We start from the raw sequence: 23,843 nt of genomic DNA, 5'->3' as shown, positions 1-23,843 counted from the left end.
TTTGAAGGTGTCCAAACGGCGCTCAGCCTCCTGCGGCGCAGCAGCGCGGCAACTGACGGCGATCGGCGCGCATGCGCTGCGATTCGGTCCCTAAAAACACAATATCGAGCATGTATTCGAACGGCCTGTCATACCGGCGTCACCCTGCTAGAATTCGGCCTGCCGCATTGTTCCGATTGACTGATGAGATTGCTTGACGCCCTGGTCGAACAACGTATTGCCGCCGCCGCCGCGCGGGGCGAGTTCGACGATTTGCCGGGTACCGGCGCGCCGCAGGCGCTGGATGACGACCTGCTCGTGCCCGAGGAGGTGCGGGTGGCCAACCGTATCCTGAAGAACGCGGGCTTCGTGCCGCCGGCCGTCGAGCAACTGCGCGCGCTGCGCAACCTGCACGACGAAGTGCAGGCGGTCAGCGACCGCGCCGCGCGCTGCCGGCTGCAGGCGAAGATCCTCGCGCTCGACATGGCGCTCGAATCGCTGCGCGGCGGCCCGATGGTGATGCCGCGCGACTACTGCCGGCGCATCGCGGAACGCCTGTGCGAGCGCGGGCTCGACGACGCGCCCGCCGAAGCGGGGACGATGTGACGTCCGACGCGCTGCACGACGCAGCACGCTCGGCCGCCGCCGTGGCCGCCGACCCCGCCGCCGATTCTCCCGTTCACGACAGCGCGCCCGTATCGGCGCGCGACTTGCATTTCATGCGTCTTGCGCAGGCCGCCGCCGAAGAGGCGCGCGCGGCCGGCGAAGTGCCGGTCGGCGCGGTGCTCGTGCGCGGCGACGAAGTGATCGCCCGCGGCTTCAACCATCCGATCGGCGGGCACGACCCGTCCGCGCATGCCGAAATGGCCGCGCTGCGCATGGCCGCGCAGCATCTGCGGAATTACCGGATGCCCGGCTGCGAGCTTTACGTGACGCTCGAGCCGTGCCTCATGTGCGCAGGCGCGATCATGCATGCCCGCATCGCGCGGGTCGTCTATGGCGCGGCCGACCCCAAGACGGGCGCGTGCGGCAGCGTGATCGACGCCTTCGCGAATCCTCAGCTGAATCACCACACCGAAGTGACCGGCGGCGTGCTCGCCGACGAGTGCGGCGCCGCGTTGAAGTCGTTCTTCGCCGAGCGCCGTCGCGCGCTGCGCGACGCGCGGCTCGCCCGCGACGCCGAATCCGGCGCGTCCTAGGCTGCCTCCCGCCGCGCCCGGCGTGCACGGTTTTCGTGAACCGGGCACGGTTCGGGCCCTCTAAGCAGGTTTGACGACCCCGACACCTTTCGCCATGTCCTTCCAGCCCGCCGCGTCCTACACCATCCGCCTGCTGGCGCCGTCCGGCTATCCGCACGACCCCGACGCGATCAACCGCGCGCTCGAGCGCCTCAGCACCGCGCAGCAGCGCATCGAGAACCTCGAGGCGACGCAGCGGCGCTTCCAGCGTTTCGGCGGCACCGACGGCGAGCGGGCAGGCGACCTGAACCGCCTCGCCGATCCGGAGCGGCCGCTGCCGGACATCGCGCTCGCGGTGCGCGGCGGCTACGGCGCCGCGCGCATCCTGCACGGGCTCGACTATCGCGGCCTCGAACGCCGGCTGCGCGACCAGCCGGTCGCGCTCGTCGGCCACAGCGACTTCACGGCGATCCAGCTCGCGCTGTATGCGAAGGCGCGCATCAAGACGTTCGGCGGCCCGATGCTGTCGGCCGACTTCGGCGCGGAAACGCCGAGCGACTTCACGATGCAGCATTTCTGGCAGACGCTGACGCAGCCGAGCACGACGATCGTCGCCGACGCACCGCAGGTGCAGGCGGTGAACGTGACCGGCATGCTGTGGGGCGGCAATCTGGCGATCCTCGCGTCGCTGGTGGGCACGCCGTACATGCCCGACATCGAAGGCGGGATCCTGTTCATCGAAGACGTCAACGAGCAGCCGTTCCGGATCGAGCGGATGATCTATCAACTGCACCTGTCGGGGCTGCTCGCGCGCCAGCAGGCGCTCGTGCTCGGCCAGTTCACCGGCGCGCGGCCGTTCGAATACGACAACGGCTACGACATGCAGGCGATGATCGACCAGGTGCGCGCGGTGGTCGGCATCCCGGTCGTCACCGGGCTCCAGTTCGGCCATGTGCCCGACCTGTTGACGCTGCCGTTCGGTGCACAGGCGCAACTGGTCGCGAATGCGCACGGGTTCCGGCTCACGCTGTCCGACTATCCGCATCTCGGCTGATGCCGGCGCGACTGACCGAAAGGCGGGTTTCCCGCCTTTTTCTTTAGGTAAATGCGCAACTAACGGTCCGATTTTTTCGTCGACGCCGATACAATCGCCACCTGGTTTTGCACCATTTTTGTCAACAAAATGGCCGGGGAGATAGACGACGAGAAGGGCCTCCGTCTTGCCTGTATGGCTTGTCGTGCATGGATTTCGTGCGAATTGCACCGAATGGGAACACGCCGGCGCACGCCGATTGTGCGAAATCCCGCAAAAGAATTGTTGACAATCTTTATGTCCACCCTAGGATAAGGACCATCACACGATGCAGATCATGAACGAGCCCGATTCCTCTCCGTCCGGTGCGGCCAGCCCCGAAGCGATCGCCGAGCGGATCCGCACGGCGATCCTCGAGCATCGGCTCGCGCCCGGCGCGAAGCTGACGGAGGCGCAGCTCTGCGACGTGTTCGGCGTGAAGCGCGGGACGATCCGCCAGGCGCTCGCACAGCTTGCGACCGACAAGCTGGTCGACCTGGAGCCGAACCGCGGCGCCTTCGTCGCGAGCCCGACGCTGCAAGACGTGCACGAAGTGTTCGAGATGCGCCGGATCATCGAGCTGGCCGTGGTCGAGCGGCTCGCGACCGGCCCCGGCGCCCGGCGGCTGAAGGGCGTCGCGGCGCTGATCGACAAGGAACGCAAGGCGTTCGAGCGGCACGACTTCGCGGCGTGGATCCGGCTGTCAGGCGAATTCCATACGGCGCTCGCGATGCTGATGGGCAATGCGACGCTCAGCGAGTGCCTCGAAGGGCTCGTCGCACGCTCGACGCTGATGTCGGCGCTGTACGAATCGCACGGGCGCAGCCCGTGCTCGTGCGACGACCACGACGAGATCCTCGCCGCGCTGGAGGCGGGCGATCCGAAGCAGGCGGTGACGCTGATGGCGCGCCACCTGCAGCATGTCGAACTGAAGATGCTGGACCGGCCCGCGCAAGGGCAGGTCGATTTGCGCGAAGTGTTCGGCGGCGCCTGAGCGGCGACGCGAACCCGGCCGCGCGCCACACGACGAGAGCAATGCAGGCCTGCGGCGTTTGCCGCGGGCCGCGGGTCCGACTCCGGGCGATGATCCGGAGCGATATCGATGACGGTGGAGCGGCCTCGCGGCCGCGTCAAGGAGAAGTCATGGCTCAGTTCAGTGTGGCGCACGACAGCGCCTATCCGGCGGAAGAAGGCGGCGAGGGCGGCGGTCCGGCATTGCCGGATGGTTACAGCGAACGTCTGTACAACGAAGATTTGGCACCCCTTAAAAAACAGACGTGGGGTGCGTACAACATCTTCGCGTTCTGGATGTCGGACGTGCACAGCGTCGGCGGCTACGTGTTCGCGGGCAGCCTGTTCGCGCTCGGGCTGACGAGCTGGCAGGTGCTGATCGCGCTGATCGTCGGCATCGGCCTCGTGAACGCGCTGTGCAACCTGATCGCGCGGCCGAGCCAGCAGATCGGCGTGCCGTATCCGGTCGCGTGCCGCGCGACGTTCGGCGTGCTCGGCGCGAACGTGCCGGCCGTGATCCGCGGGCTGATCGCGATCGCGTGGTACGGCATCCAGACCTATCTGGCATCGAGCGCGCTCGTGATCGTCGTGCTGAAATTCTTCCCGCAATGGCTGCCGTACGCGGACGTCCATCGCTACGGCTTCCTCGGGCTGTCGGCGGTCGGCTGGGCCGGCTTCATGCTGCTGTGGGTGCTCCAGGCGTTCGTGTTCTGGAACGGGATGGAGACGATCAAGAAGTTCATCGACTTCGCGGGCCCGGCCGTCTATGTCGTGATGTTCATCCTCGCCGGCTACATGGTGTGGCGCGCGGGCTGGCGCAACATCGGCATCAACCTCGGCGGCGTCAAGTATCACGGCGCGGAAGTGATTCCGGTGATGATCACCGCCGTGTCGCTCGTCGTGTCGTACTTCTCCGGGCCGATGCTGAACTTCGGCGATTTCTCGCGCTACTGCCGTTCGTTCGGCGACGTGAAGCGCGGCAATTTCTGGGGGCTGCCGGTCAACTTCCTCGCGTTCTCGCTCGTCACGGTGATCACCACCGCCGCGACGCTGCCGGTGTTCGGCGAACTGATCACCGACCCGGTCGCGACGGTCGGCCGCATCGACCATCCGACCGCGGTGATTCTCGGCGCGCTGACGTTCACGATCGCGACGATCGGCATCAACATCGTCGCGAACTTCGTGTCGCCCGCGTTCGACTTCTCGAATGTCGCGCCGCGCCTGATCAGCTGGCGCGCGGGCGGGATGCTCGCGGCCGTCGCATCGATCTTCATCACGCCGTGGAACCTGTTCAACAACCCGGCCGTGATCCACTACACGCTCGACGTGCTCGGCGCGTTCATCGGCCCGCTGTATGGCGTGCTGATCGCCGACTTCTACCTCGTCAAGCGCGGCCGCCTCGTGCGCGACGACCTGTACACGATGTCGGAAAGCGGCGCCTACTGGTACACGGGCGGCGTGAACCGCCGCGCGCTCGCCGCGCTGCTGCCGGCCGCGGTGATCGCGGTCGTCTGCGTGATGGTGCCGGGCTGGCAGGCGCTCGCGAATTTCTCGTGGTTCATCGGCGCGGGGCTCGGCTTCGTGTTCTATCGGCTCCTCGCGAGCGCGAAGGCGTAAGGAGCGGGCGATGAAGATCCGACTGATCAATCCGAATACGACGCAGCGGATGACCGATGCGATGGGCCGCTGCGCGCGCGAGGTCGCGGCCGCCGGCACGGAGATCGTGGCCGTGAGCCCGCCGATGGGGCCGCCGTCGATCGAAGGCTATTACGACGAGGCACTCGCGACGCCGGGGCTGCTCGCCGAGGTCGCGCGGGGCGAGCGCGACGGCTGCGACGCGTACGTGATCGCATGTTTCGGCGATCCCGGCCTGTACGCGGCGCGCGAGCTCGCGCGCGGGCCGGTGATCGGCATCGCCGAGGCCGCAATGCATGCGGCGAGCGTGCTCGCGCCGGGCTTCTCGGTCGTCACGACGCTCGCGCGCACTTGCGGGATGGCATGGCACCTCGCGGAGCGCTACGGGATGAAGCGGTTCTGCCGCAACGTGCGCGCGACCGACGTCGCGGTGCTCGAACTCGACCGGCCCGGCTCGACCGCGCGCCGGATCATCGTCGACGAATGCCGGCGCGCGCTCGACGAGGACGGCGCCGACGCGATCGTGCTCGGCTGCGCGGGGATGGCCGAATTCGCGCACGAGATCGAGCAGCAGATCGGCGCGCCGGTGGTCGAGGGCGTCACGGCGGCGGTGAAGTGGGCCGAGGCGCTCGTCGCGCTGCGCCTCGCGACCGCGAAGCGCGGCGACTACGCGCGGCCGCTGGCGAAGCGCTACGACGGCGCGTTCGCCCGCTTCAGCCCGCCGGACGGGGACGCGGCGGAACCTCCGCCGAATTTGCCGCAACCGCACATACACACCGTCTGACATGCACTATCTGCGCCGCTGTATGGGCGCGTAGGAACGTTTTCGCTACACTGGGCCGTCATCGCATCGGCTCGCACGGCCGGCCGCCGGCGCCGCGCAGTCGATGCGAACCCATTATTCCAGCCCGCTCATTCAGCCCGCTCTCGTTGCACTTCGAACCATGTCACTTGATCCCAACTATCCTCGCGACCTGATCGGCTACGGCCGCCATCCCGTTCAGGCGAACTGGCCGGGGCGCGCCCGCGTCGCCGTGCAATTCGTGCTGAACTACGAGGAGGGTGGCGAGAACTGCGTGCTGCACGGCGATCCGGGCTCCGAGCAGTTCCTGTCCGAAATCGTCGGCGCGGCCGCGTATCCGGACCGCCACATGAGCATGGAGTCGATCTACGAATACGGGTCGCGGGCCGGCGTGTGGCGCATCCTGCGCGAATTCGAGAAGCGCGGGCTGCCGCTGACGGTATTCGGCGTGGGCATGGCGATCGAACGTCATCCGGAGCTCGCGCGGGCATTCGTCGAGCTCGGCCATGAAATCGCGTGCCACGGCTGGCGCTGGATCCACTACCAGAGCATGACGCCGGAACTCGAAGCCGAGCACATGCGCCTTGGAATGGAAGCGATCGAGCGCGTGACGGGCGAGCGTCCGCTCGGCTGGTATACCGGCCGCGACAGTCCCAACACGCATCGCCTGGTCGCCGAATACGGCGGCTTCCTGTACGACGCCGACAACTACGGCGACGACCTGCCGTTCTGGATGGACGTCGAGGTGTCGGGCGGCCGCACGTCGCCGCAACTCATCGTGCCGTACACGCTCGACACGAACGACATGCGCTTCGCGACGCCGCAGGGCTTCAATACCGGCGACCACTTCTTCCAGTACCTGCGCGACGCATTCGACGTACTGTACGCGGAGGGCGACGAGGCGCCGAAGATGCTGTCGATCGGCATGCATTGCCGGCTGCTCGGCCGGCCGGGCCGGTTCCGCGGGCTGCAGCGGTTCCTCGATCACATCGAGAAGCACGATCGCGTATGGGTGACGCGCCGTGTCGATATCGCGCGTCACTGGCGTGAACATCATCCGTATCAGCCCAACAATCGAAACGAAGGGAAAGCATGAAGGCGATGCGCTATACGTTGGAACAACTGAACACGATGGCGCCGAGCGCATTCGTCGCGGCGCTGTCGGGGATCTTCGAACATTCGCCGTGGGTGGCCGAGGTCGCCGCGGGCAAGCGTCCGTTCACGAGCATCGACGCGCTGCACGAGACGATGTCGGACGCGGTGGAAACCGGCGGCGAAGCGCGCCAGCTCGCGCTGATCAACGCCCACCCGGAGCTGGCCGGCAAGGCCGCGGTGCGCGGCGAGCTGACGGCCGAATCGACCCGCGAGCAGAGCGGCGCGGGCCTCGACCAGTGCACGCAGGAGGAATTCGACAAGCTGCTCACGCTGAACCGCACCTATCGCGAGAAATTCGGCTTCCCGTTCATCCTCGCGGTGCGCGGCTATGACCGCCACGGCATCATCGCGAACTTCGAGTCGCGCGTGAATCATTCGCGCGACGAGGAACTGCGCGCGAGCCTCGACCAGATCTACCGGATCGCGCGCTTTCGCCTCGACGACCTGATCGACGCCTGACACCGCCGCTGGGCACCACAATACGGCCCGCTGCGCCGCGGCGGCCCGAACGTCTGACTGAAACAAGGAAACATCATGGCTGTTCCGCTTCTCGATCCGAACGCACCCGATTTCACGCGGCGCTACGTGAATCTTGCCGACCCGCGTCTTGGTGCGCAGGCGCTCGAGGCCAGCGACGATTTCTTCGCGCCGAAGGACCGGATGCTGAACCCCGAGCCGGCCGTGTTCATCCCCGGCAAGTACGACGACCACGGCAAGTGGATGGACGGCTGGGAAACGCGCCGCAAGCGCACGACGGGCTACGACTGGTGCATCGTCAAGCTCGCGCGCCCGGGCGTGATCAAGGGCGTCGACATCGACACCAGCCACTTCACCGGCAACTTCCCGCCGGCCGCATCGATCGAGGCCGCGTTCGTGGCCGACGGCGCGCCGACGCACGCGACCGAGTGGGTCGAGATCGTCCCGTCGACGACGCTGCAAGGCAATAGCCATCACTACGTCGAAGCGAGCGACGCGCGCGCGTTCACGCATCTGCGCGTGAACATCTACCCGGACGGCGGCATCGCGCGCCTGCGCGTGTACGGCCAGCCGCAGCTCGACTGGGCCGGCGCGAGCGCGACCGAGCAGTTCGACCTCGCGGCGATGGAAAACGGTGGTTACGTGGTGGCGGCGAACAACCAGCACTTCGGCGTCGCGTCGAACCTGCTGCTGCCGGGCCGCGGCGTGAACATGGGCGACGGCTGGGAAACCCGCCGCCGCCGCGAGCCGGGCAACGACTGGGCGATCATCGCGCTCGCGCAGCCGGGCGTGATCCGCAAGATCGAAGTCGATACCGCGTTCTTCAAGGGCAACTACCCGGATCGCTGCTCGATTCAGGCCGCGTATGTATCGGGCGGCACGGACAGCTCGCTGATCACGCAATCGATGTTCTGGCCGGTGCTGCTCGGCGAACAGAAGCTGCAGATGGACAAGCAGCACTATTTCGAACAGGAGATCGCGTCGCTCGGGCCGGTCACCCACGTGCGCCTGAACATCATTCCGGACGGCGGTGTGTCGCGCCTGCGTCTGTGGGGGACGCTCGACAAATGAAGACGCTCGCCATCGAACCGCTGACCAGGGAAGCGTTTGCACCGTTCGGCGACGTGATCGAAACGGAAGGGGCGAAGCAGATCCCGATCAACCTCGGCACGACGATCCGCTTTCACGATCTCGCGAAAGTCGACGTGACCGATGAAGGCGGCCGCCCGCTCGTCAACCTGTTCCGCGGCCAGCCGCGCACGCTGCCGTTCGAAGTGAAGATGCTGGAGCGGCATCCGCTCGGCAGCCAGGCGTTCGTGCCGCTGAACGACCAGCCGTATCTCGTGGTCGTCGCGCCTGCGGGCGATCTCGATCCGGCGAAGATCCGCGCGTTCGTGACGAGCGGCTGGCAGGGCGTGAACTACGCGAAGGGCGTGTGGCATCACCCGCTGATCGCGTTGGGCGGCGTGAGCGACTTCATCGTCGTCGATCGCGGCGGCGACGGGCTGAACCTGAATGAACAGGATCTGCAGGAGTCGCTGTGGCTCACCGAGGATGCACGGGATGCGGTGACGGCCTGAGTCGGGTTGATTGTCCGTCCGTCGAAACCCGCGCAACCTGCGCGGGTTTTTTTACGCGCGCTCGCTGGCACGCCAATCAGGTTGACGCGGCCTTGCGGGTATCGCGCATGCGTGTCTTCGAGTTCACCTGCGGGACGATCCGCGCACCGTCGCGTTGCGCGCCCGGCTCGCGGACGAAGTCGCGATGGTGCGCGTGCCGCGTGCTATCGTGCCCGCATCGCCACCACGCGACGTCCGGTTCCGGGTGCGATCCTCCGATGAGCCAGCCTGAAAACGACCTCGCGGTCCTGCTGCGCACGATGCAGCCCGAACTGCATCCGGGCGTGTTCGCGTTCATCGCGCTGCCGCACGACGCGGACGTATCGTTATCCGAAGTGATCGCGACGTTCCGAGAGGCGGAAGGGCTGACGGTCGTGGTCGACGAGGCAGCGGCCGCGCGCCGCGGCTGGCCGGTGCTGTTCCGCGCCGCATGGATCACGCTGACCGTGCATTCCGATCTCGCGGCCGTCGGCCTCACGGCCGCATTCGCGCGGGCGCTCGGCGCGGCCGGCATCAGCTGCAACGTGATGGCCGCCGCGTACCACGATCACATCTTCGTGCCGGTCGCCGACGGCCCGCGTGCACGCGACGTACTCGTCGCACTGCAGCGCGACGCGATGCGCGGGTAGCGCGCGAAGGGCATTCCGCGCAGGCAAAAAAACGGGCCCGTGTGACCGGGCCCGCGAACGGAGAGCATGGCGCCGGCGAATGGCTCCCGGCGCCGGGCGGGCAGCTTACTTGACCGCGCCGCCCTCGAACCAGGCGGCGAGCTTCGTGCGCTCGTCGTCGGTCATGTGCGTGACGTTGCCGATCGGCATCGCCTTCAGGCGCACGGCCTGGTCGTAGATCCGCTGCGCGTTCTTCGACACTTCGTCCGGCGTATCGAACATCACGCCCGCCGGCGCGCTGCCCATCAGCGTCGGCTTCGCCGAGTGGCACTCGACGCAGCGCTGCTGCAGGATCGGCATGATGTCGTGAATTGCGACCTTCGGTGCGTTGGCCGCTTGCGCTTCCGGCGCGACCGGCTTCGGCATCGTCCACACCAGCGCGCCCGACAGCAGCGCGACGCCGCCGATCGGCAGGTACCACAGCTGCTTGCCGCGGTGACGCATCACGAAGAACTGGCGGATCAGCGCGCCGGCCAGCATGATCAGCACGAGCACGACCCAGTTGAACTTGTTCGTGTACGTCATCGCATAGTGGTTCGACAGCATCGCGAACACGACCGGCAGCGTGAAGTACGTGTTGTGCACCGAACGCTGCTTGCCGCGCTTGCCGTAGATCGGGTTCGGTTCCTCGCCCTTGAGCATCTTGTCGACCATCTTGCGCTGGCCCGGGATGATCACGAAGAACACGTTCGCCGACATGATCGTCGCGAGCATCGCGCCGACGATCAGGTAGGCGGCCCGGCCCGAGAAGATGTGGCACGCGAGGTACGCGGCGGCGGCGACGTACAGGCCGACGCAGATGCCGAGCACGCGGTCGTTGGTGCCGAGGATGCGGCACAGCGAGTCGTAGACGATCCAGCCGGCCGCGAGGAAGCCGAGTGCGGAGGCGACGGCGACCACCGGGCCCATGTCGAGCACGTTCTTGTCGATCAGGTACGTGTTTGGTGCAAGCAGGTACAGCACGAAGAACAGCGAGAAGCCCGACAGCCAGGTCGTATACGACGGCCACTTCGACCAGTGCAGGTCATCGGGCATTTCCGGCGGCGCGACCGTGTACTTCTGCATGTTGTAGAAACCGCCGCCGTGGACGTGCCACAGCTCGCCGAACACGCCGCGCTTGCGCTGGTTCGGGTCGGTCGGCGGTTTCAGGCTGTTGTCGAGCGCGACGAAATAGAACGACTCGCCGATCCACGCAATGGCGACGATGACGTGCAGCCATCGCAGCGCGAGGTTCAGCCAGTCGGTGATGAAGCCTTCCATGAAACTCCTCCAGACTCAGATCGTTTGTCTTGATGCAGGCGCTGATTCGTGTGTCAGCTGCCGCGATAGGTGCTGTACGACCACGGCGACACGAGCAGCGGCACGTGGTAGTGCGAGCCGGTGTCGGCGATGCCGAAGCGCAGCACGACGCGGTCGACGAAGCGCGGTTCGGGCACCTTCACGCCGAGCGCCGCGAAGTAGTCGCCGGCATGGAACACGAGTTCGTATTCGCCGGCGGCGAGCGCGGCGCCTTCGAGCAGCGGTTCGTCGCAGCGGCCGTCGCTATTGGTCAGCACGGTCTTGATCGCGCGGCGCGATTCGCCGTCCAGCGCGTAGAGGTCCACCTTGATGGCGGCGCCGGGGCGGCCGTGTGCCGTATCGAGTACGTGGGTAGTGAGCTTTCCCATTCGTTGTGTCCTTGTGTGAATGCGAGGTTCGGCGGCGACTCGATCCATTGACGATGCGGCGGATCGAGGCTCCACGTCACGTGGCTACATACCCGTCGGCGAAAGTGAAGCGAGCGCCGTGCAGGCATTGTAAAAAGGTTCCCCGTGCAAATACGTGCGCGATATCGAAGATAATGCGCCGCGCATGAGCGGCTGTCGACGGGCCGCCGGATAAGGCTGACAGCGCCGGTGTCGGGCGCGCGTCGGGGCCTCGGGCGGCGTACCATACCGGATTCCTGAAGCACGGTATTCGGGGCCGCGTATTGTGCGCGGCGCCCGCTTGGGCGATCCTCCCGCCGTGCGCGTCGGCCGGTGGCCCGCGCGTACCCCGAAGACGGCGAGCACGCCGGGTAACCGGGCCAGGGCGTTCGAACGGACGCAGGCACCGGGGCGTGCCGCGATTCAGCGTTCGAACGGCTGTGTGACCGCTTCCAGGACAGCCCCTGGAGGCAGACCGACGCGGAGAACGCATGAATCTCGAGCAGCACGCTGGCGCACGCGCGCCGAACCCCTCCTCATCCCGCCCGAAAACCCTGCTGGTCAAGCATGCCGACGTGCTCGTGACCATGGACGACACGCGCCGCGAACTGCGCGACGCGGGGCTCTACATCGAAGACAACCGGATCGTCGCGGTCGGCCCGAGCGCCGAGCTGCCCGACACGGCCGACGAAGTGCTCGACCTGCGCGGCCACCTCGTGATCCCGGGGCTCGTGAACACGCACCACCACATGTACCAGAGCCTCACGCGTGCGGTGCCGGCCGCGCAGAACGCCGAACTGTTCGGCTGGCTCACGAACCTGTACCGGATCTGGGCGCACCTGACGCCCGAGATGATCGAGGTGTCGACGCTCACCGCGATGGCCGAACTGCTGCAGTCGGGCTGCACCACGTCGAGCGACCATCTGTACATCTACCCGAACGGCAGCCGGCTCGACGACAGCATCGGCGCCGCGCAGCGGATCGGCATGCGTTTTCATGCGAGCCGCGGCGCGATGAGCGTCGGCCAGCGCGACGGCGGCTTGCCGCCCGATTCGGTCGTCGAGCGCGAACCCGACATCCTGCGCGACACGCAGCGCCTGATCGAGACCTATCACGACGAAGGCCGCTACGCGATGCTGCGCGTGGTGGTCGCGCCGTGCTCGCCGTTCTCGGTGAGCCGCGAGCTGATGCGCGACGCGGCCGTGCTCGCGCGCGAATACGGCGTGTCGTTGCACACGCACCTTGCAGAAAACGTCAACGACATCGCATACAGCCGCGAGAAGTTCGGGATGACGCCCGCCGAATATGCGGAAGATCTCGGCTGGGTCGGCCACGACGTGTGGCATGCGCACTGCGTGCAGCTCGACGATGCGGGCATCGGCCTGTTCGCGCGCACCGGCACGGGCGTCGCGCATTGCCCGTGCTCGAACATGCGGTTGGCTTCCGGCATCGCGCCGGTGAAGAAGATGCGGCTCGCGGGCGTGCCGGTCGGCCTTGGCGTCGACGGTTCCGCGTCGAACGACGGCGCGCAGATGGTGGCCGAGGTACGCCAGGCGCTGCTGCTGCAGCGGGTCGGTTTCGGGCCCGACGCGATGACGGCGCGCGAAGCGCTCGAGATCGCGACGCTCGGCGGCGCGAAGGTGCTGAACCGCGACGACATCGGCGCGCTGAAGCCCGGCATGGCCGCGGACTTCGCCGCGTTCGACCTGCGCCAGCCGCTGTTCGCGGGCGCGCTGCACGACCCGGTCGCGGCACTCGTGTTCTGTGCGCCGTCGCAGACGGCGTACACGGTGGTGAACGGGAAGGTGGTGGTGCGGGAAGGACGGCTCGCGACGCTCGATCTGCCGCCGGTGATCGAGCGTCACAACGCGCTGGCGCACGCGCTCGTGGAAGCGTCGCGCTGACGCGTCGGCGGGGCGGTCGCGCCGCACGTTGCGGCCTCCGCCCGCCGCGCAACCCGCCGCGGCGACGCGCAACGGTCTGACCGGCGCGCGTGGCGCGCGCCGTATGCGATTACGCCTCGATCAGCGTGCGGGTGGCCTCGGCGACGAGGCTGCGCAGCCAGCGCACTTCGTCGGAGTAATGGCAGCGCTCGTGCCACAGCTGGTAGTACTGCATCGGCGGGAAGTCGAGCGGCGCCGGCACGACGGACAGCGGCAGGAATTTCGCGTAGTGGTCGGCGAACAGCCGCGTGGTCGTGAAGATCAGGTCCGACTTCACGAGCACGTAAGGCGCGAGGTTGAAGTACGGCAGCGTGACGACCACGTGGCGCTTGAGCCGCTCGCGCGCGAGATGCACGTCGATCGCGCCGCGCTGGCCGACCGAGTACGGCGTCGGCGCGAGATGCGGCGCGTTCAGGTACTGGTCGAGTGTGAGCCCGCCGCGCTTCGCGAACGGATGCGTGTTGCTCATCAGGCAGACGATCTCGTCGACGAACAGGTTCGACAGGTGCAGTTGCTCCGGCGGTTCGGGCCAGTTGCCGACGACGATGTCGAGCTTGCCGTCTTCCAGCGCGAGCTCGTAGTCGAACGCGGGGCCGAGCGAGTGGAACTCGAGCGTCGCGTTCGGCGCGGCCAGGCGGAAGCGTTCGACGACGGTCGGCACGAACAGCACGTTCAGGTAGTCGGGGCAGCCGATCCGGTAGCAGCGGATCGACGTGGCCGGGTCGAAGTTGTGCTGCTGGAACTTGATGCGCTCGATTTCACGCAGCGCGTTCTGCACGGGCTCGAGCAGGCGCAGCCCGTATTCGGTCGGCACCATGCCGGACTTGCCGCGCACCAGCAGCGGATCGCCGGTGATGTCGCGCAGGCGGCGCAGCGCGGCGCTGATCGCCGGTTGCGACTGATTCAGTTTGACGGCCGCGCGCGTAACGCTGCGCTCCATCAACAAGGTGTGCAAGACGCGCAAGAGGTACGTGTCGATCGCCTCGCGTTGCTGACTCATGTTATCTCCGGTTTATATGGCTGGGCTGATCGAGGGAGGGGGTGGGTATATCGTTTTTAATATGAATGAAAATCAGCGTCAAGAGATGGATACCCGCGGCTACCCGCCGGCCGGGCCGCGACAAGGGGCCCGAACGGGGCGAAATACAGGCGGGCGCGGCGCCGGGCGGATGCGCATTGCACGCATCCGGTGGTGGGGCGCCGCGCGGTGCGTCAGTCGTCGATACGCATGCCGACCTTCAGCGTGACCTGCCAGTGCACGATCTGGTCGCCTTCGATGTGGCCGCGCGTTTCGGTCACCTGGAACCAGTGCAGGTTGTGCAGCGTCTTGCCGGCTTTCGAGATCGCGTTGCGGATCGCGTCGTCGCTCGATTGCTGCGACGAACCGGTCAGTTCGATCAGCTTGTACACGTGGTCGCTCATGATGCGCTCCCTGGGGTATCGGTCTGTATTGCCGGTGCAAGGTGCGGTCCCGCTACGGTCCCGTGCGTGCCCGGCTTCTTGAGTGATAGGTATGATGGGCGGCAAGTGCAACCCATATCGGAGACGAGGCGCATCGTGGAAGTCGGATTTTGCGGACCGGGATTGATGGGCGCGCCGATGATTCGGCATTTGTTGACGGCCGGGCATCGCGTGAGCGTATGGAATCGCTCGCGCGACAAGGCCGACGCGCTGGTGAAGGACGGCGCGCAGGTGGTCGGCACGCCGCGCGAACTGGCCGGGCGCGTCGAGACGGTATTCGTGTGCGTGCTCGACGGTCGTGCGGTCGGCGACGTCGTGTTCGGCGAACACGGGCTGCTTTCCGGTGACGCGAGCACGCGCCGCCTGCAGCGCATCGTCGATCATTCGAGCATTCCGCCCGCCGCCACGCGCGACTACGCGGCGCGCGCCGCCGCGCTCGGGGTCGGCTGGGTCGATGCGCCGGTGTCGGGCGGCGTGCCGGGCGCGCAGGCCGGCACGCTCGCGGTGATGGCCGGCGGCCGCGCGGCCGATCTCGACGCGGTGCGGGCGCTGATCGATACGTACGCGTCGCGCATCACGCACATGGGCGATGCCGGCGCGGGCCAGACGGCGAAGCTGTGCAACCAGGCGATCGTCACCGCGACGGTCACCGCGATCGCCGAGGCGGTGGGCCTCGCGCAGGCGAGCGGTATCGACGCCGCGCGTCTGGCCGAGGCGCTGGCCGGCGGCTGGGCCGATTCGGTGCTGCTGCAGACGTTCGTGCCGCGCATGACGTCGGGCGGTCATCCGCCGATCGGCGCGCTCGGTACGTTCCAGAAGGATGTCGATGCAATCGCCGACGCCGCGCGCGACACGGGCGCGGTGATGCCCGTGTCGGCCACCGTGCAGCAGGTGCTGAGGCTCGGCGCCGCGCAAGGGCTCGCCAGCGCCGATTTCGCCTCGTTCATCGACATCGTGCGGCCGGGCAACGGCCGCCAGCAGGCGTCGTGACGGATAAGCGGGGCGTGTGAATGGCGGATGGGCCGCCCGGAGGCGGCCCATCAAATGACTGGCGGATCAGCCGAGCGAGCGGGGTGTCGTGTCGCCGGCGTTCTGGCGGCCGAGGCCGCCGCGCAGGCTCGCCTTCGTACCTGCACCAAACTCGGGCAGGATGCGCGCACGCGCGCGGCTGGCGAACACGAGGAAGCCGAAGCCGTTCGCTTCGTACCAGTATCCGCCGTTCTCGAGGCCGTCGAGCGGCTGCTCGAGCGCGTTGGCGATCGATTCGATGCAGCGCTTGCGCAGCTCGGCAATGGCCGGATAGGGCGGCTGCGCGCCGCGCACGCTGCACAGAAGCACGTCGAGGCCCGGCAGTACGTGCGCATAAAGGACGGGTTCGTCCTGCGCGCGGGCGCGGGCAATCTTGGTGTCGAGCTGGGCAAACGGTTTCGAGTGGCGCAAGACCGCGAGGAACGACTCCTGGCCATCCTGCGGCGCACGCCGACGTTTTTTCGGGAAGGACATAAACACTCGCCTCAAAAACAATTGCAAGAAATGCGGCACTTTCATGCGACCCACTCCCGGCTATGTACGCCGCATGTCGATCCTTTATAGCACACGAAAATGCTGCATTCGTGCAGTACGACGATCAATGTCTCCCGTCGACCTGCTCGCCATGATCGACACAGCCAGCGTCTTGGCGCCCGTACTGTCGTTTAGTCTCCATCATAGACCTGCTTTTCCCGCGCGTGCATTCGCTCGTCACAAAAAAGTGAGATACGCCGCATGCGGCGGTGCATCGCCTGCGCAATAAAAAGGCCCGCGCGGGGCGGGCCTGGCGGGCGGAGCGTGACGCGATCAGCGCTGCTTGAGCGAATCGCGGATCTCGCGCAGCAGCACGATGTCTTCCGGCGTCGCGGCCGGCGCGGCTTCTTCCGGCTTGCGCAGCTTGTTGATGAATTTCACCATCAGGAAAATGATGAACGCAAGGATCACGAAATTGATCGCCACGGTGATGAACGAGCCGTAGCCGAATGCGGCGACGCCCGCGGCCTGCAGGTCCTTGAACGAATCGGGATTACCCTTGAACGACGGCGGGATGGTGCCGAGCAGAACGAACTTGTTCGAGAAATCCAGGCCGCCGGTCAGCACGCCGATGACCGGCATGATGAGGTCCTTCACGACCGAGTCGACGATCTTCGAGAACGCGCCGCCGATGATCACGCCGACGGCGAGATCCATCACGTTGCCCTTGACGGCGAACTCCTTGAATTCCTTGATGATGCTCATGAGCGGCTTTCTCCTGGTTGGGGCGAGAGGAGGCGTGCCGCGACGCGCAGGATTGCTTTGCGTCGAATAAGGGTCGGTGGCACGCCGATGGCCGCATGATAGCGAACGCCTCTCCTTGCCGGTAGCCCATCTTGAGATGATTGACAAATCCGCGCGTGGGCGCGGCAGGGCCTGGCGTGCGTGGCCGGGCGTCGACGTGCAGGTCGACACCCGGTGCGCGGTTACTCAGGTGTTGTCGTCGGTCCAGCCGTCGTCGTTGCTGCCGAGATCCATCCCGCCGCCGCCGCTGTTGCCGTCGCTCCAGCTCGAATCGTCGCCGCGGCCGAGGTCGAAGCCCGGGTCGGCTTCCTGCCGGCGTTGCTCGCCGTCGACGATCACGTCGCGTTCGACCACGCGCTCGCGGCCGCCGGACATCGCCTCGCCGAGCAGCACGCCGGTCAGGAGCCCGCCCATGCCGCCGCCGAAACCGCCGCCCTGCTGGATCACGACGGGCGGCTGCTGTTGCGGATAGGGTTGTTGCGGCGGGTAGGGCTGCTGCTGATACGGCTGACCCTGCGCGCCCGTCATGCGGTCGGCTTCCTGCGCGTAGACGGAGCCGCTGCCGTTCGCCGGCGCCGTGGGCTGCGCGGCCGGGTTGGGGCGGCCTTCGACGCGCGCCTTCACGCTCGCGTGGCGCTGTTCGAGTTCATCGACGCGATACGGCGGCACCGGATTCTTGCCGTTCGACAGCGCTTCGACGAGCGTGCGCGCGTCGTTCTCGATCGCTTCGAGTTCGCCGGTCAGCGCCGCGGCGCCGGGCGCCGTCGACAGTTTCGCATCGAGCTTCAGCGGCCGGATGTCGTTCAGCACGTCGGTCGCGCGCTTGAGCTGCGTGCGGCGTTCGTCGTCGGCGCGGCCGTCGTCGGCCGTGCGCGCGCGCCGCAGCGTCCAGCGCAGCACCAGCGCGATCACGGCGACGATCAGCCCGAGGCCGATCCACATGCCGGTGGACGGGCCGTGTTTTTCGGCCGGCGCGACGGCGGGGGCGAGCCCCGGCTGCAGCGTGCCGGCCTGCGTGGCCGCCGGCGTGTTGCCGCTCGCGCGCGCGGCGTCGGCGCGAATGCGCGACTCCGTTTGCGCGAAGCGCGACGCGTCGGTGAACTTCAGTTGCGGATCGAGCGATTTCGCGCGCTGCAGTTGCGCGAGCGCGTCGGACGCGCGGCCTTCGCGGTCCAGCACCTGCGCATAGAGGTAGCGCGCGTGCGCATTGTTCGGATGGGCATCGATGACTTGCGACAACTGCGTGTCGGCTTGCTGCCAGTTGCGCTGCGCGATCGACTGCTCGACCTGCTGCAGCGACGGGACCGCAAACGCGGCGGACGACAGCAACATCAGCGAGAGGCCGAGTGCGGCGAGAGATTTCTTCATGGTCGAACCGGGCGCATGCGCCCGTCTCCTGACGATCGGTTCGCGCCGCGGGGCCGAGCCGGAGCCGGGCGCGGCGCGGTGGCCCGCGGCGGCGGTTACTGCGCGGGCGTATCGAGCTGCTTCTTCAGCGCGGCGAGGCGATCTTCCACCGACGGGCCCTTGTTCAGCGCGGCGAGCTTGTCGTCGAGCGCCTTGCCGCTCGACGTGTCGGCCGAATTGAGGCGCGCGTCCGAGCGGGCGTTCTGCAGCGCGACCTTGTCCTCGAGCTTCTGGAAATCCTCGGACAGGTTCTTGCCGCCGATGCCGCCCAGCGCGCTGGCGGCCACGTCCTTCGCCTGCGCGATTTCCTGCTTGGCCTGCAGAATGTTCGAGCGCGCATTCAGGTCGTTGCGGCGCTGACGCATGTCGGCGATCTGCCCCTTCAGCTTGTCGACCGACGGCTCGAGCGTCGTCAGTTCGGCCGCGAGCGCATCGCGCTCGGCTTCCGCGTTCGACTGCGCCGCGAGCGCCTCGCGGGCGAGCGCTTCGTCGCCGCCCTGCAGCGCGCGCTTCGCGCCGTCTTCGTACTTCTTCACCTTGTCGTCGGCCGCATCGCGCTTGCTGCGCTGGGTCGCGACCTGTGCTTCGATCTCGATCAGCGAATTCTCGGCACGGCCGATGCTGTCGTCGAGCTCCCGCACGATCTGCCGTGCGTCGCGCGACGGATCCTGTACCGAATCGGCCGCATCGTTCAGCAGGCCTTTGATCGTGCGCGAAATAGAGTCGAAAAGCGACATGAAATCCTCCGTGGTTGAAAGGCGCCGCGTGACCGCGGCAATGCCCGTCGCGAGCCGGTTCCGGCCCGCGTGAGCCGGCGGATATTACACCACCGGTTCACTTAAATACGGCTTAAACGCGCGAGTTCAAGCGGCTCGCGCATCGGGACGCCCAACCTTTCGCGACTGAAAGAAAATCGCGTGCGTGCGCCGTGTTGCGTGTCCATCATAGGCCGAGGATGCCGACAATACGTGCCGCAAATCACGGCATTGCGCGAATTTTTACAAAAAATCGCGAAGGCACCCGGTCGATTTCATTAAAATGCGCTGTCACGTCGCGGGAACGGATCGCCGCGCGGCGGGGTCTGTCGACGTGACAGCCGCATCTCGATGCACTCACTCTGATTCATCCGCTTGCATTTCCGCATGCGTCCGAGGGCGCCACGTACGCCCGCCATTCCGACATGCCAATTATCAAACGACCGCCTTCTTCTTCCGACAGGAACGAACCCCACTACACGCTGCGCCGTTCGCCGTCCGGAGCCTATTACCCCGATGATGACGATCGCGATGACGACGACCGCCGCGCGCAGCCGCGCAGTGGCGGTGGCGGCGGGCGCCGCCGCACGTTCGGTTCGCGCGTCGCGCTATGGTTCGTCGGCCTGTTCGCGACACTGGCGGTCGTCGGCGCGCTGATCGTCGGCTACGCGCTGGTCGTGATGGCGCCGCAACTGCCGTCGCTCGACGCGCTGACGAATTACCAGCCGAAGGTGCCGCTACGCGTGTTCACCGCCGATCACGTGCTGATCGGCGAGTTCGGCGAGGAGCGCCGCAGCCTCGTGCGCTTCCAGGACATCCCCGACGTGATGAAGAAGGCCGTGCTCGCGATCGAGGACTACCGCTTCTACGAGCACGGCGGCGTCGATTTCGTCGGCATCCTGCGCGCGGGCGTGGCCGACCTGATGCACGGCGGCGCGCGCCAGGGCGCGAGCACGATCACGATGCAGGTCGCGCGCAACTTCTTCCTGTCGAGCGAGAAGACCTACACGCGCAAGATCTACGAGATGCTGCTCGCGTACAAGATCGAGAAGGCCCTGACGAAGGACCAGATCCTCGAGCTGTACATGAACCAGATCTATCTCGGCCAGCGTTCGTATGGCTTCGCGGCCGCGGCGCGCGTGTACTTCGGCAAGGACCTGAAGGACATCACGCTCGCCGAAGCGGCGATGCTCGCGGGGCTGCCGAAGGCGCCGTCGGCGTACAACCCGGTCGTCAATCCGAAGCGCGCGAAGGTACGTCAGGAATACATCCTGAAGCGCATGCTCGACATCGGCTACATCACGCAGCCGCAGTACGACCAGGCGATCAAGGAAGAGATTCACGTGCGCACGCCCGGCAACCAGTACGCGGTGCACGGCGAGTACGTCGCCGAGATGGTGCGGCAGATGATGTACGAGCAGTACAAGGACGAAACCTATACGCGCGGGCTGACCGTCACGACGACGATCAACTCGGCCGATCAGGAAGCCGCTTACCAGGCCGTGCGTCGCGGCATTCTCGACTACGAGCGCCGCCACGGCTATCGCGGCCCCGAAGCATCGATCAACCTGCCCGCGGCCGGCGACGAGCGCGACGAGGCGATCGACGATGCGCTCGCCGATCACCCGGACAACGGCGACCTCCAATCGGCGGTCGTGCTGTCGGCATCGCCGAACGCGGTCGAGGTGCAGTTCGTCGGCGGCGCGACCACGACGATCGGCCCGGCCGGGCTGCGCTTCGTGTCGGCCGCGCTCGGAGCCCGCGCGAACAACGCGCTGCGCATCAAGCCGGGCTCGGTCGTGCGCGTGCTGAAGGACGGCAAGACGGGCTGGCAGGTCGTGCAGTTGCCGCAAGTCGAAGGCGCGCTCGTCGCGATCGCGCCGCAGGACGGTGCGATCCGCTCGCTCGTCGGCGGCTTCGACTTCAACAAGAGCAAGTTCAACCACGTGACGCAGGCGTGGCGGCAGCCGGGCTCGTCGTTCAAGCCGTTCATCTACTCGGCCTCGCTCGACAAGGGGCTCGGGCCGGCGACGATGATCAACGACGCGCCGCTGTACTTCCCGCCGAGCGTGCCCGGCGGCACCGCGTGGGAGCCGAAGGACGACGACCAGCCGGACGGCCCGATGACGATGCGCACCGCCCTGCAGCGGTCGAAGAACCTGGTGTCGATCCGGATCCTCGCGACGATCGGCACGCAGTATGCGCAGCAGTACGTGACGCAGCGCTTCGGCTTCGATCCGGCGAAGACGCCGCCTTACCTGCCGATGGCGCTCGGCGCGGGCCTCGTGACGCCGCTGCAGCTCGCGACCGGCTACGCGGTGTTCGCGAACGGCGGCTACAAGGTCGATCCGTACCTGATCGCCGAAGTCGACGACGCACGCGGCCAGCCGCTGCAGAAGTCGCAGCCGGTGGTCGCGGGCGGCACGGCGCCGCGCACGATCGAAGGCCGCAACGCGTACGTGATGAACAGCCTGCTGCATTCGGTCGCGACGGCCGGCACGGGCGCGGGCACCAACGCGCTGGGCCGCAACGACCTGCAGGGCAAGACGGGTACGACGAACGACGCGAAGGACGGCTGGTTCGCCGGCTATCAGCAATCGCTCGTCGCGGTCGCATGGATGGGCTTCGACCAGCCGAAGAGCCTCGGCAGCCGCGAATTCGGCGCGCAGCTCGCGTTGCCGATCTGGGTGAACTACATGCGCACCGCACTGAACGGCGTGCCCGAGCAGCAGATGCCGATGCCGGACGGGCTGACGACGATCGACGGCGAGCTGTACTACGCCGATCGGACGCCGGGCAACGGCTTCGTCGCGAACGTCGACATCAACCCCGCCGAGAACGCGATCAGCGCGAACGACGCACTCGGTTCGGCCGGCGCGGCAGGGCTCACGCCGCCGCCCGTCACGCCGCAGGAGAAGCAGCAGATCATGGACATGTTCGAGAGCAAGTAAGCGGTACACTGTCGTTCAGCCACGCGACGGGCGCCTTGGGGCGCCCGTTTTTTTTGCGCGCGGCAGGAAGCGGAAGACGGTGAATCAGAACGATGCGCAGGCCGGCACGACGGTCATGCCGACCGATTGCTGGTGAAATCGCTCGACGTACGCTTGCCTGATCGCGGCAAGCCGCGTGCGCGTGTCGGGCGTGTCGGCGGCGATGATACGGATCACGAAGCTGTCTTCACGTGTGATCGCGCCGCTCGAGCGGTCGCGCCACTGGCCATGCGTGTCCCAGTAGGTGACGCCGTCGGGAAAGCGCGGCGTGATCGTATCCGCGAGGAATGCCGCGCGTTCGGCATCGGTGACGGGTCCGCGCCCGGCGATGTCGCGCCCGAACAGCAGGTCGGCCTGGAGCATGCGGTTCTCGCCCGGTTGCGTGCAGGACGCAGATTGTCCGTTGGGGGTGGACGAGGGCGGCGCCACGCAACCGGCAAGCAGCGCGAGCGCTATCGACGAGGCGGCCAGCCGCCACGTCTGCCCATTTCGTGACGATTGACCTTCGCGCGCGCAAAACGCTGCGCGCTCAACCACTTGCGTGCGGGTCCGGCGGGTTATCAACAGGGCTGTCAACATAATCTGGGGATAACCCTGGGATGGCCTGCGCACGCGCGGTGCGCGATCAGTGCTGCAGTTGCGCGTGCGCGAGATGCATGCCGAGCGTGGCGGGGTCGGTGTTCGTGCCCGACAGCAGCACGCCGACGCGCTTGCCCTGCAGCGTTTCGCGCAGCGGGCCGAGGAGTGCGGCGAGCGCGGCCGCGCAGGCCGGCTCGACCGACAGTTTCAGGTGCGAGAACAGGAACAGCATCGCGGCGCGCAGCGCGTCGTCGGAGACGGTGACGATGCGGTCGAGGTGGCGCCGGCACAGCTGATAGCTGTATTCCTCGGTGTGCGGCGCCATCAGCGAATCGGCGATGGTCTGCATCGCGCTCATCTTGATCGTGTGATTGGCCGCGAAGCTGCGGCTCATCGCGTCGGCGCCTTCCGGCTCGACGCCGTACACGTGCACGCGCGGATTCGCGAGCCGCAGCGCGGTCGCCGTGCCGGCCGCGAGCCCGCCGCCGCCGATCGGCACGATCACCGCGTCGAGGTCGGGTGTCTGCGTCGCCCATTCGTAGCCGAGCGTCGCGGTGCCGAGGATCGTGTGATAGCCGTTGAACGGATGAATGAAGAAGCGGCCTTCCTCGGCCTCGATGCGCCGCACGAGATCGAACGCCTGCGACGCGCTGCCCGCCAGCACGACTTCCGCGCGGTACTGCTTGCATTGCGCGATGCGCGCCGGGCTCGCGGTGTGGAACATCACGACCTTCGCGCTGCTGCCGAGCCGCATCGCCGCATACGCGACGGCCGCCGCATGGTTGCCGGCCGACACGCAGGTGACGCCCGCGTTCTTGCGGGCTTCGTCGAGCGCGAGCAGATGCGTGAACGCGCCGCGCGCCTTGAAGCTGCCGCTCGCCTGCAGCAGCTCGAACTTGAAGTTGACGTGCGTGCCTTCGAGGGAAGGCAGGTCGGCGCGCTCGAACACGGGCGTGCGCGCGACCCACGGCGACAACGCGAAATGCTGGGCGGCGATTTCGTCGAGCGTCGGAATCGGCTCGCCGTCGATCGTCGTATGGGCAGTGCCCTGTTGTTCAGTCGACATGACGTGGCGGGTGGCGGAGTGGGCCGGCCCGCACGCACGGGCCGGCGTGGCGGG

The 23,843-nt window shown here is 67.3% G+C and carries 24 protein-coding genes; 14 read left to right on the top strand and 10 right to left on the bottom strand.

Annotation, left to right across the window (positions count from 1 at the left end; translation table 11 throughout):
- The first annotated feature begins 183 nt into the window (after window positions 1-183).
- The 11 genes from QZM72_RS20410 to QZM72_RS20360 all read left to right on the top strand — a co-directional run bounded on the left by QZM72_RS20410 (window position 184) and on the right by QZM72_RS20360 (window position 9,557).
- Window positions 184-585 (top strand): DnaJ family domain-containing protein, encoded by a 402-nt coding sequence (locus QZM72_RS20410; protein WP_027784729.1) that lies wholly within the window; start codon window positions 184-186, stop codon window positions 583-585.
- Window positions 582-1,178 carry a tRNA adenosine(34) deaminase TadA gene (gene tadA / locus QZM72_RS20405; protein ID WP_179233400.1) on the top strand — a complete coding sequence of 199 codons (597 nt, stop codon included), beginning with the start codon at window positions 582-584 and terminating at the stop codon, window positions 1,176-1,178. The genes QZM72_RS20410 and tadA overlap by 4 nt, the downstream gene beginning before the upstream one ends.
- 94 nt (window positions 1,179-1,272) lie before the next feature.
- Window positions 1,273-2,211, top strand: coding sequence for a muramoyltetrapeptide carboxypeptidase (gene ldcA / locus QZM72_RS20400; RefSeq protein ID WP_089467699.1), 939 nt, complete (start codon window positions 1,273-1,275; stop codon window positions 2,209-2,211).
- Between the two features lie 307 nt (window positions 2,212-2,518).
- Window positions 2,519-3,223, top strand: a complete 705-nt coding sequence (locus tag QZM72_RS20395) for a GntR family transcriptional regulator (protein ID WP_301739033.1) — start codon at window positions 2,519-2,521, stop codon at window positions 3,221-3,223.
- Between the two features lie 149 nt (window positions 3,224-3,372).
- Window positions 3,373-4,857, top strand: a complete 1,485-nt coding sequence (locus QZM72_RS20390; RefSeq protein WP_301739032.1) for an NCS1 family nucleobase:cation symporter-1 — start codon at window positions 3,373-3,375, stop codon at window positions 4,855-4,857.
- Between the two features lie 10 nt (window positions 4,858-4,867).
- Window positions 4,868-5,659 carry an aspartate/glutamate racemase family protein gene (locus QZM72_RS20385; RefSeq protein ID WP_301739031.1) on the top strand — a complete coding sequence of 264 codons (792 nt, stop codon included), beginning with the start codon at window positions 4,868-4,870 and terminating at the stop codon, window positions 5,657-5,659.
- A 160-nt stretch (window positions 5,660-5,819) separates the two neighbouring features.
- A complete protein-coding gene (gene puuE / locus QZM72_RS20380; protein ID WP_089467696.1) occupies window positions 5,820-6,773 on the top strand; it encodes an allantoinase PuuE in 954 nt (317 codons plus the stop codon).
- Window positions 6,770-7,291: a 2-oxo-4-hydroxy-4-carboxy-5-ureidoimidazoline decarboxylase gene (uraD, locus tag QZM72_RS20375; protein WP_301739030.1), complete on the top strand. Its 522-nt coding sequence runs from the start codon at window positions 6,770-6,772 to the stop codon at window positions 7,289-7,291. The genes puuE and uraD overlap by 4 nt, the downstream gene beginning before the upstream one ends.
- Before the next feature lie 75 nt (window positions 7,292-7,366).
- Entirely contained in the window at window positions 7,367-8,380 is a 1,014-nt protein-coding gene (gene alc, locus QZM72_RS20370; RefSeq protein ID WP_301739029.1) for an allantoicase, read from the top strand.
- Window positions 8,377-8,889 carry an ureidoglycolate lyase gene (locus QZM72_RS20365; RefSeq protein WP_301739028.1) on the top strand — a complete coding sequence of 171 codons (513 nt, stop codon included), beginning with the start codon at window positions 8,377-8,379 and terminating at the stop codon, window positions 8,887-8,889. Before alc ends, QZM72_RS20365 begins: the two co-directional genes overlap by 4 nt.
- Before the next feature lie 257 nt (window positions 8,890-9,146).
- The gene (locus QZM72_RS20360; RefSeq protein ID WP_301739027.1) at window positions 9,147-9,557 is read left to right on the top strand and encodes an ACT domain-containing protein; all 411 of its coding nucleotides are present in this window, start codon (window positions 9,147-9,149) and stop codon (window positions 9,555-9,557) included.
- Between the two features lie 105 nt (window positions 9,558-9,662).
- On the opposite strand, the gene QZM72_RS20355 is transcribed toward QZM72_RS20360, so the two are convergent.
- A complete protein-coding gene (locus QZM72_RS20355; RefSeq protein WP_301739026.1) occupies window positions 9,663-10,856 on the bottom strand; it encodes a urate hydroxylase PuuD in 1,194 nt (397 codons plus the stop codon).
- 53 nt (window positions 10,857-10,909) lie between these two features.
- The gene (gene uraH / locus QZM72_RS20350) at window positions 10,910-11,263 is read right to left on the bottom strand and encodes a hydroxyisourate hydrolase (protein WP_011549584.1); all 354 of its coding nucleotides are present in this window, start codon (window positions 11,261-11,263) and stop codon (window positions 10,910-10,912) included.
- A 509-nt stretch (window positions 11,264-11,772) separates the two neighbouring features.
- Between uraH and QZM72_RS20345 the strand changes: the two genes are divergently transcribed.
- Window positions 11,773-13,185, top strand: coding sequence for an 8-oxoguanine deaminase (locus QZM72_RS20345; RefSeq protein WP_301739025.1), 1,413 nt, complete (start codon window positions 11,773-11,775; stop codon window positions 13,183-13,185).
- Between the two features lie 109 nt (window positions 13,186-13,294).
- On the opposite strand, the gene QZM72_RS20340 is transcribed toward QZM72_RS20345, so the two are convergent.
- On the bottom strand, window positions 13,295-14,224 hold the full coding sequence (locus tag QZM72_RS20340; protein WP_006478550.1) for a LysR substrate-binding domain-containing protein: 930 nt from the start codon (window positions 14,222-14,224) through the stop codon (window positions 13,295-13,297).
- 212 nt (window positions 14,225-14,436) lie between these two features.
- A complete protein-coding gene (locus tag QZM72_RS20335) occupies window positions 14,437-14,646 on the bottom strand; it encodes a dodecin (RefSeq protein WP_089491301.1) in 210 nt (69 codons plus the stop codon).
- A gap of 135 nt (window positions 14,647-14,781) precedes the next feature.
- On the opposite strand from QZM72_RS20335, the gene QZM72_RS20330 reads away from it, so the two are divergent.
- Window positions 14,782-15,675 (top strand): NAD(P)-dependent oxidoreductase, encoded by an 894-nt coding sequence (locus QZM72_RS20330; protein ID WP_301739024.1) that lies wholly within the window; start codon window positions 14,782-14,784, stop codon window positions 15,673-15,675.
- A 66-nt stretch (window positions 15,676-15,741) separates the two neighbouring features.
- On the opposite strand, the gene QZM72_RS20325 is transcribed toward QZM72_RS20330, so the two are convergent.
- The 4 genes from QZM72_RS20325 to QZM72_RS20310 form a co-directional block, all read right to left on the bottom strand.
- Entirely contained in the window at window positions 15,742-16,188 is a 447-nt protein-coding gene (locus QZM72_RS20325; RefSeq protein ID WP_006488003.1) for a hypothetical protein, read from the bottom strand.
- 333 nt (window positions 16,189-16,521) lie between these two features.
- Window positions 16,522-16,953, bottom strand: coding sequence for a large conductance mechanosensitive channel protein MscL (mscL, locus tag QZM72_RS20320; protein ID WP_006752022.1), 432 nt, complete (start codon window positions 16,951-16,953; stop codon window positions 16,522-16,524).
- Window positions 16,954-17,178: 225 nt separating this feature from the next.
- Entirely contained in the window at window positions 17,179-18,360 is a 1,182-nt protein-coding gene (locus tag QZM72_RS20315) for a lipopolysaccharide assembly protein LapB (protein ID WP_301739023.1), read from the bottom strand.
- 95 nt (window positions 18,361-18,455) lie between these two features.
- Window positions 18,456-19,136, bottom strand: a complete 681-nt coding sequence (locus tag QZM72_RS20310; RefSeq protein ID WP_089467687.1) for a PspA/IM30 family protein — start codon at window positions 19,134-19,136, stop codon at window positions 18,456-18,458.
- A 443-nt stretch (window positions 19,137-19,579) separates the two neighbouring features.
- Here QZM72_RS20310 and QZM72_RS20305 point away from each other — a divergent pair, with 443 nt between their 5' ends.
- A complete protein-coding gene (locus QZM72_RS20305) occupies window positions 19,580-22,105 on the top strand; it encodes a penicillin-binding protein 1A (protein WP_301739022.1) in 2,526 nt (841 codons plus the stop codon).
- Between the two features lie 84 nt (window positions 22,106-22,189).
- Here the strand turns inward: QZM72_RS20305 and QZM72_RS20300 are convergent, their stop codons facing one another.
- Window positions 22,190-22,723: a DUF3574 domain-containing protein gene (locus tag QZM72_RS20300; protein ID WP_301739021.1), complete on the bottom strand. Its 534-nt coding sequence runs from the start codon at window positions 22,721-22,723 to the stop codon at window positions 22,190-22,192.
- Between the two features lie 46 nt (window positions 22,724-22,769).
- A complete protein-coding gene (locus tag QZM72_RS20295; RefSeq protein WP_301739020.1) occupies window positions 22,770-23,789 on the bottom strand; it encodes a threonine/serine dehydratase in 1,020 nt (339 codons plus the stop codon).
- Window positions 23,790-23,843: the final 54 nt, after the last annotated feature.

It is taken from the genome of Burkholderia sp. AU45388 (assembly GCF_030481585.1).
Taxonomy (GTDB): domain Bacteria; phylum Pseudomonadota; class Gammaproteobacteria; order Burkholderiales; family Burkholderiaceae; genus Burkholderia; species Burkholderia sola.
Note: the sequence above shows the minus strand (reverse complement) of the source record. Positions and strands in the feature narration are given on the sequence as shown.

Bases quoted from the DNA above. Each gene is read 5' to 3' on its own strand.
- QZM72_RS20410 (WP_027784729.1), top strand. From the start codon at position 184: ATGAGATTGCTTGACGCCCTGGTCGAACAACGTATTGCCGCCGCCGCC.
- ldcA (WP_089467699.1), top strand. From the start codon at position 1,273: ATGTCCTTCCAGCCCGCCGCGTCCTACACCATCCGCCTGCTGGCGCCG.
- QZM72_RS20395 (WP_301739033.1), top strand. From the start codon at position 2,519: ATGCAGATCATGAACGAGCCCGATTCCTCTCCGTCCGGTGCGGCCAGC.
- QZM72_RS20390 (WP_301739032.1), top strand. From the start codon at position 3,373: ATGGCTCAGTTCAGTGTGGCGCACGACAGCGCCTATCCGGCGGAAGAA.
- QZM72_RS20385 (WP_301739031.1), top strand. From the start codon at position 4,868: ATGAAGATCCGACTGATCAATCCGAATACGACGCAGCGGATGACCGAT.
- puuE (WP_089467696.1), top strand. From the start codon at position 5,820: ATGTCACTTGATCCCAACTATCCTCGCGACCTGATCGGCTACGGCCGC.
- uraD (WP_301739030.1), top strand. From the start codon at position 6,770: ATGAAGGCGATGCGCTATACGTTGGAACAACTGAACACGATGGCGCCG.
- alc (WP_301739029.1), top strand. From the start codon at position 7,367: ATGGCTGTTCCGCTTCTCGATCCGAACGCACCCGATTTCACGCGGCGC.
- QZM72_RS20365 (WP_301739028.1), top strand. From the start codon at position 8,377: ATGAAGACGCTCGCCATCGAACCGCTGACCAGGGAAGCGTTTGCACCG.
- QZM72_RS20360 (WP_301739027.1), top strand. From the start codon at position 9,147: ATGAGCCAGCCTGAAAACGACCTCGCGGTCCTGCTGCGCACGATGCAG.
- QZM72_RS20355 (WP_301739026.1), bottom strand. From the start codon at position 10,856: ATGGAAGGCTTCATCACCGACTGGCTGAACCTCGCGCTGCGATGGCTG.
- uraH (WP_011549584.1), bottom strand. From the start codon at position 11,263: ATGGGAAAGCTCACTACCCACGTACTCGATACGGCACACGGCCGCCCC.
- QZM72_RS20345 (WP_301739025.1), top strand. From the start codon at position 11,773: ATGAATCTCGAGCAGCACGCTGGCGCACGCGCGCCGAACCCCTCCTCA.
- QZM72_RS20340 (WP_006478550.1), bottom strand. From the start codon at position 14,224: ATGAGTCAGCAACGCGAGGCGATCGACACGTACCTCTTGCGCGTCTTG.
- QZM72_RS20335 (WP_089491301.1), bottom strand. From the start codon at position 14,646: ATGAGCGACCACGTGTACAAGCTGATCGAACTGACCGGTTCGTCGCAG.
- QZM72_RS20325 (WP_006488003.1), bottom strand. From the start codon at position 16,188: ATGTCCTTCCCGAAAAAACGTCGGCGTGCGCCGCAGGATGGCCAGGAG.
- mscL (WP_006752022.1), bottom strand. From the start codon at position 16,953: ATGAGCATCATCAAGGAATTCAAGGAGTTCGCCGTCAAGGGCAACGTG.
- QZM72_RS20315 (WP_301739023.1), bottom strand. From the start codon at position 18,360: ATGAAGAAATCTCTCGCCGCACTCGGCCTCTCGCTGATGTTGCTGTCG.
- QZM72_RS20310 (WP_089467687.1), bottom strand. From the start codon at position 19,136: ATGTCGCTTTTCGACTCTATTTCGCGCACGATCAAAGGCCTGCTGAAC.
- QZM72_RS20305 (WP_301739022.1), top strand. From the start codon at position 19,580: ATGCCAATTATCAAACGACCGCCTTCTTCTTCCGACAGGAACGAACCC.
- QZM72_RS20300 (WP_301739021.1), bottom strand. From the start codon at position 22,723: ATGTTGACAGCCCTGTTGATAACCCGCCGGACCCGCACGCAAGTGGTT.
- QZM72_RS20295 (WP_301739020.1), bottom strand. From the start codon at position 23,789: ATGTCGACTGAACAACAGGGCACTGCCCATACGACGATCGACGGCGAG.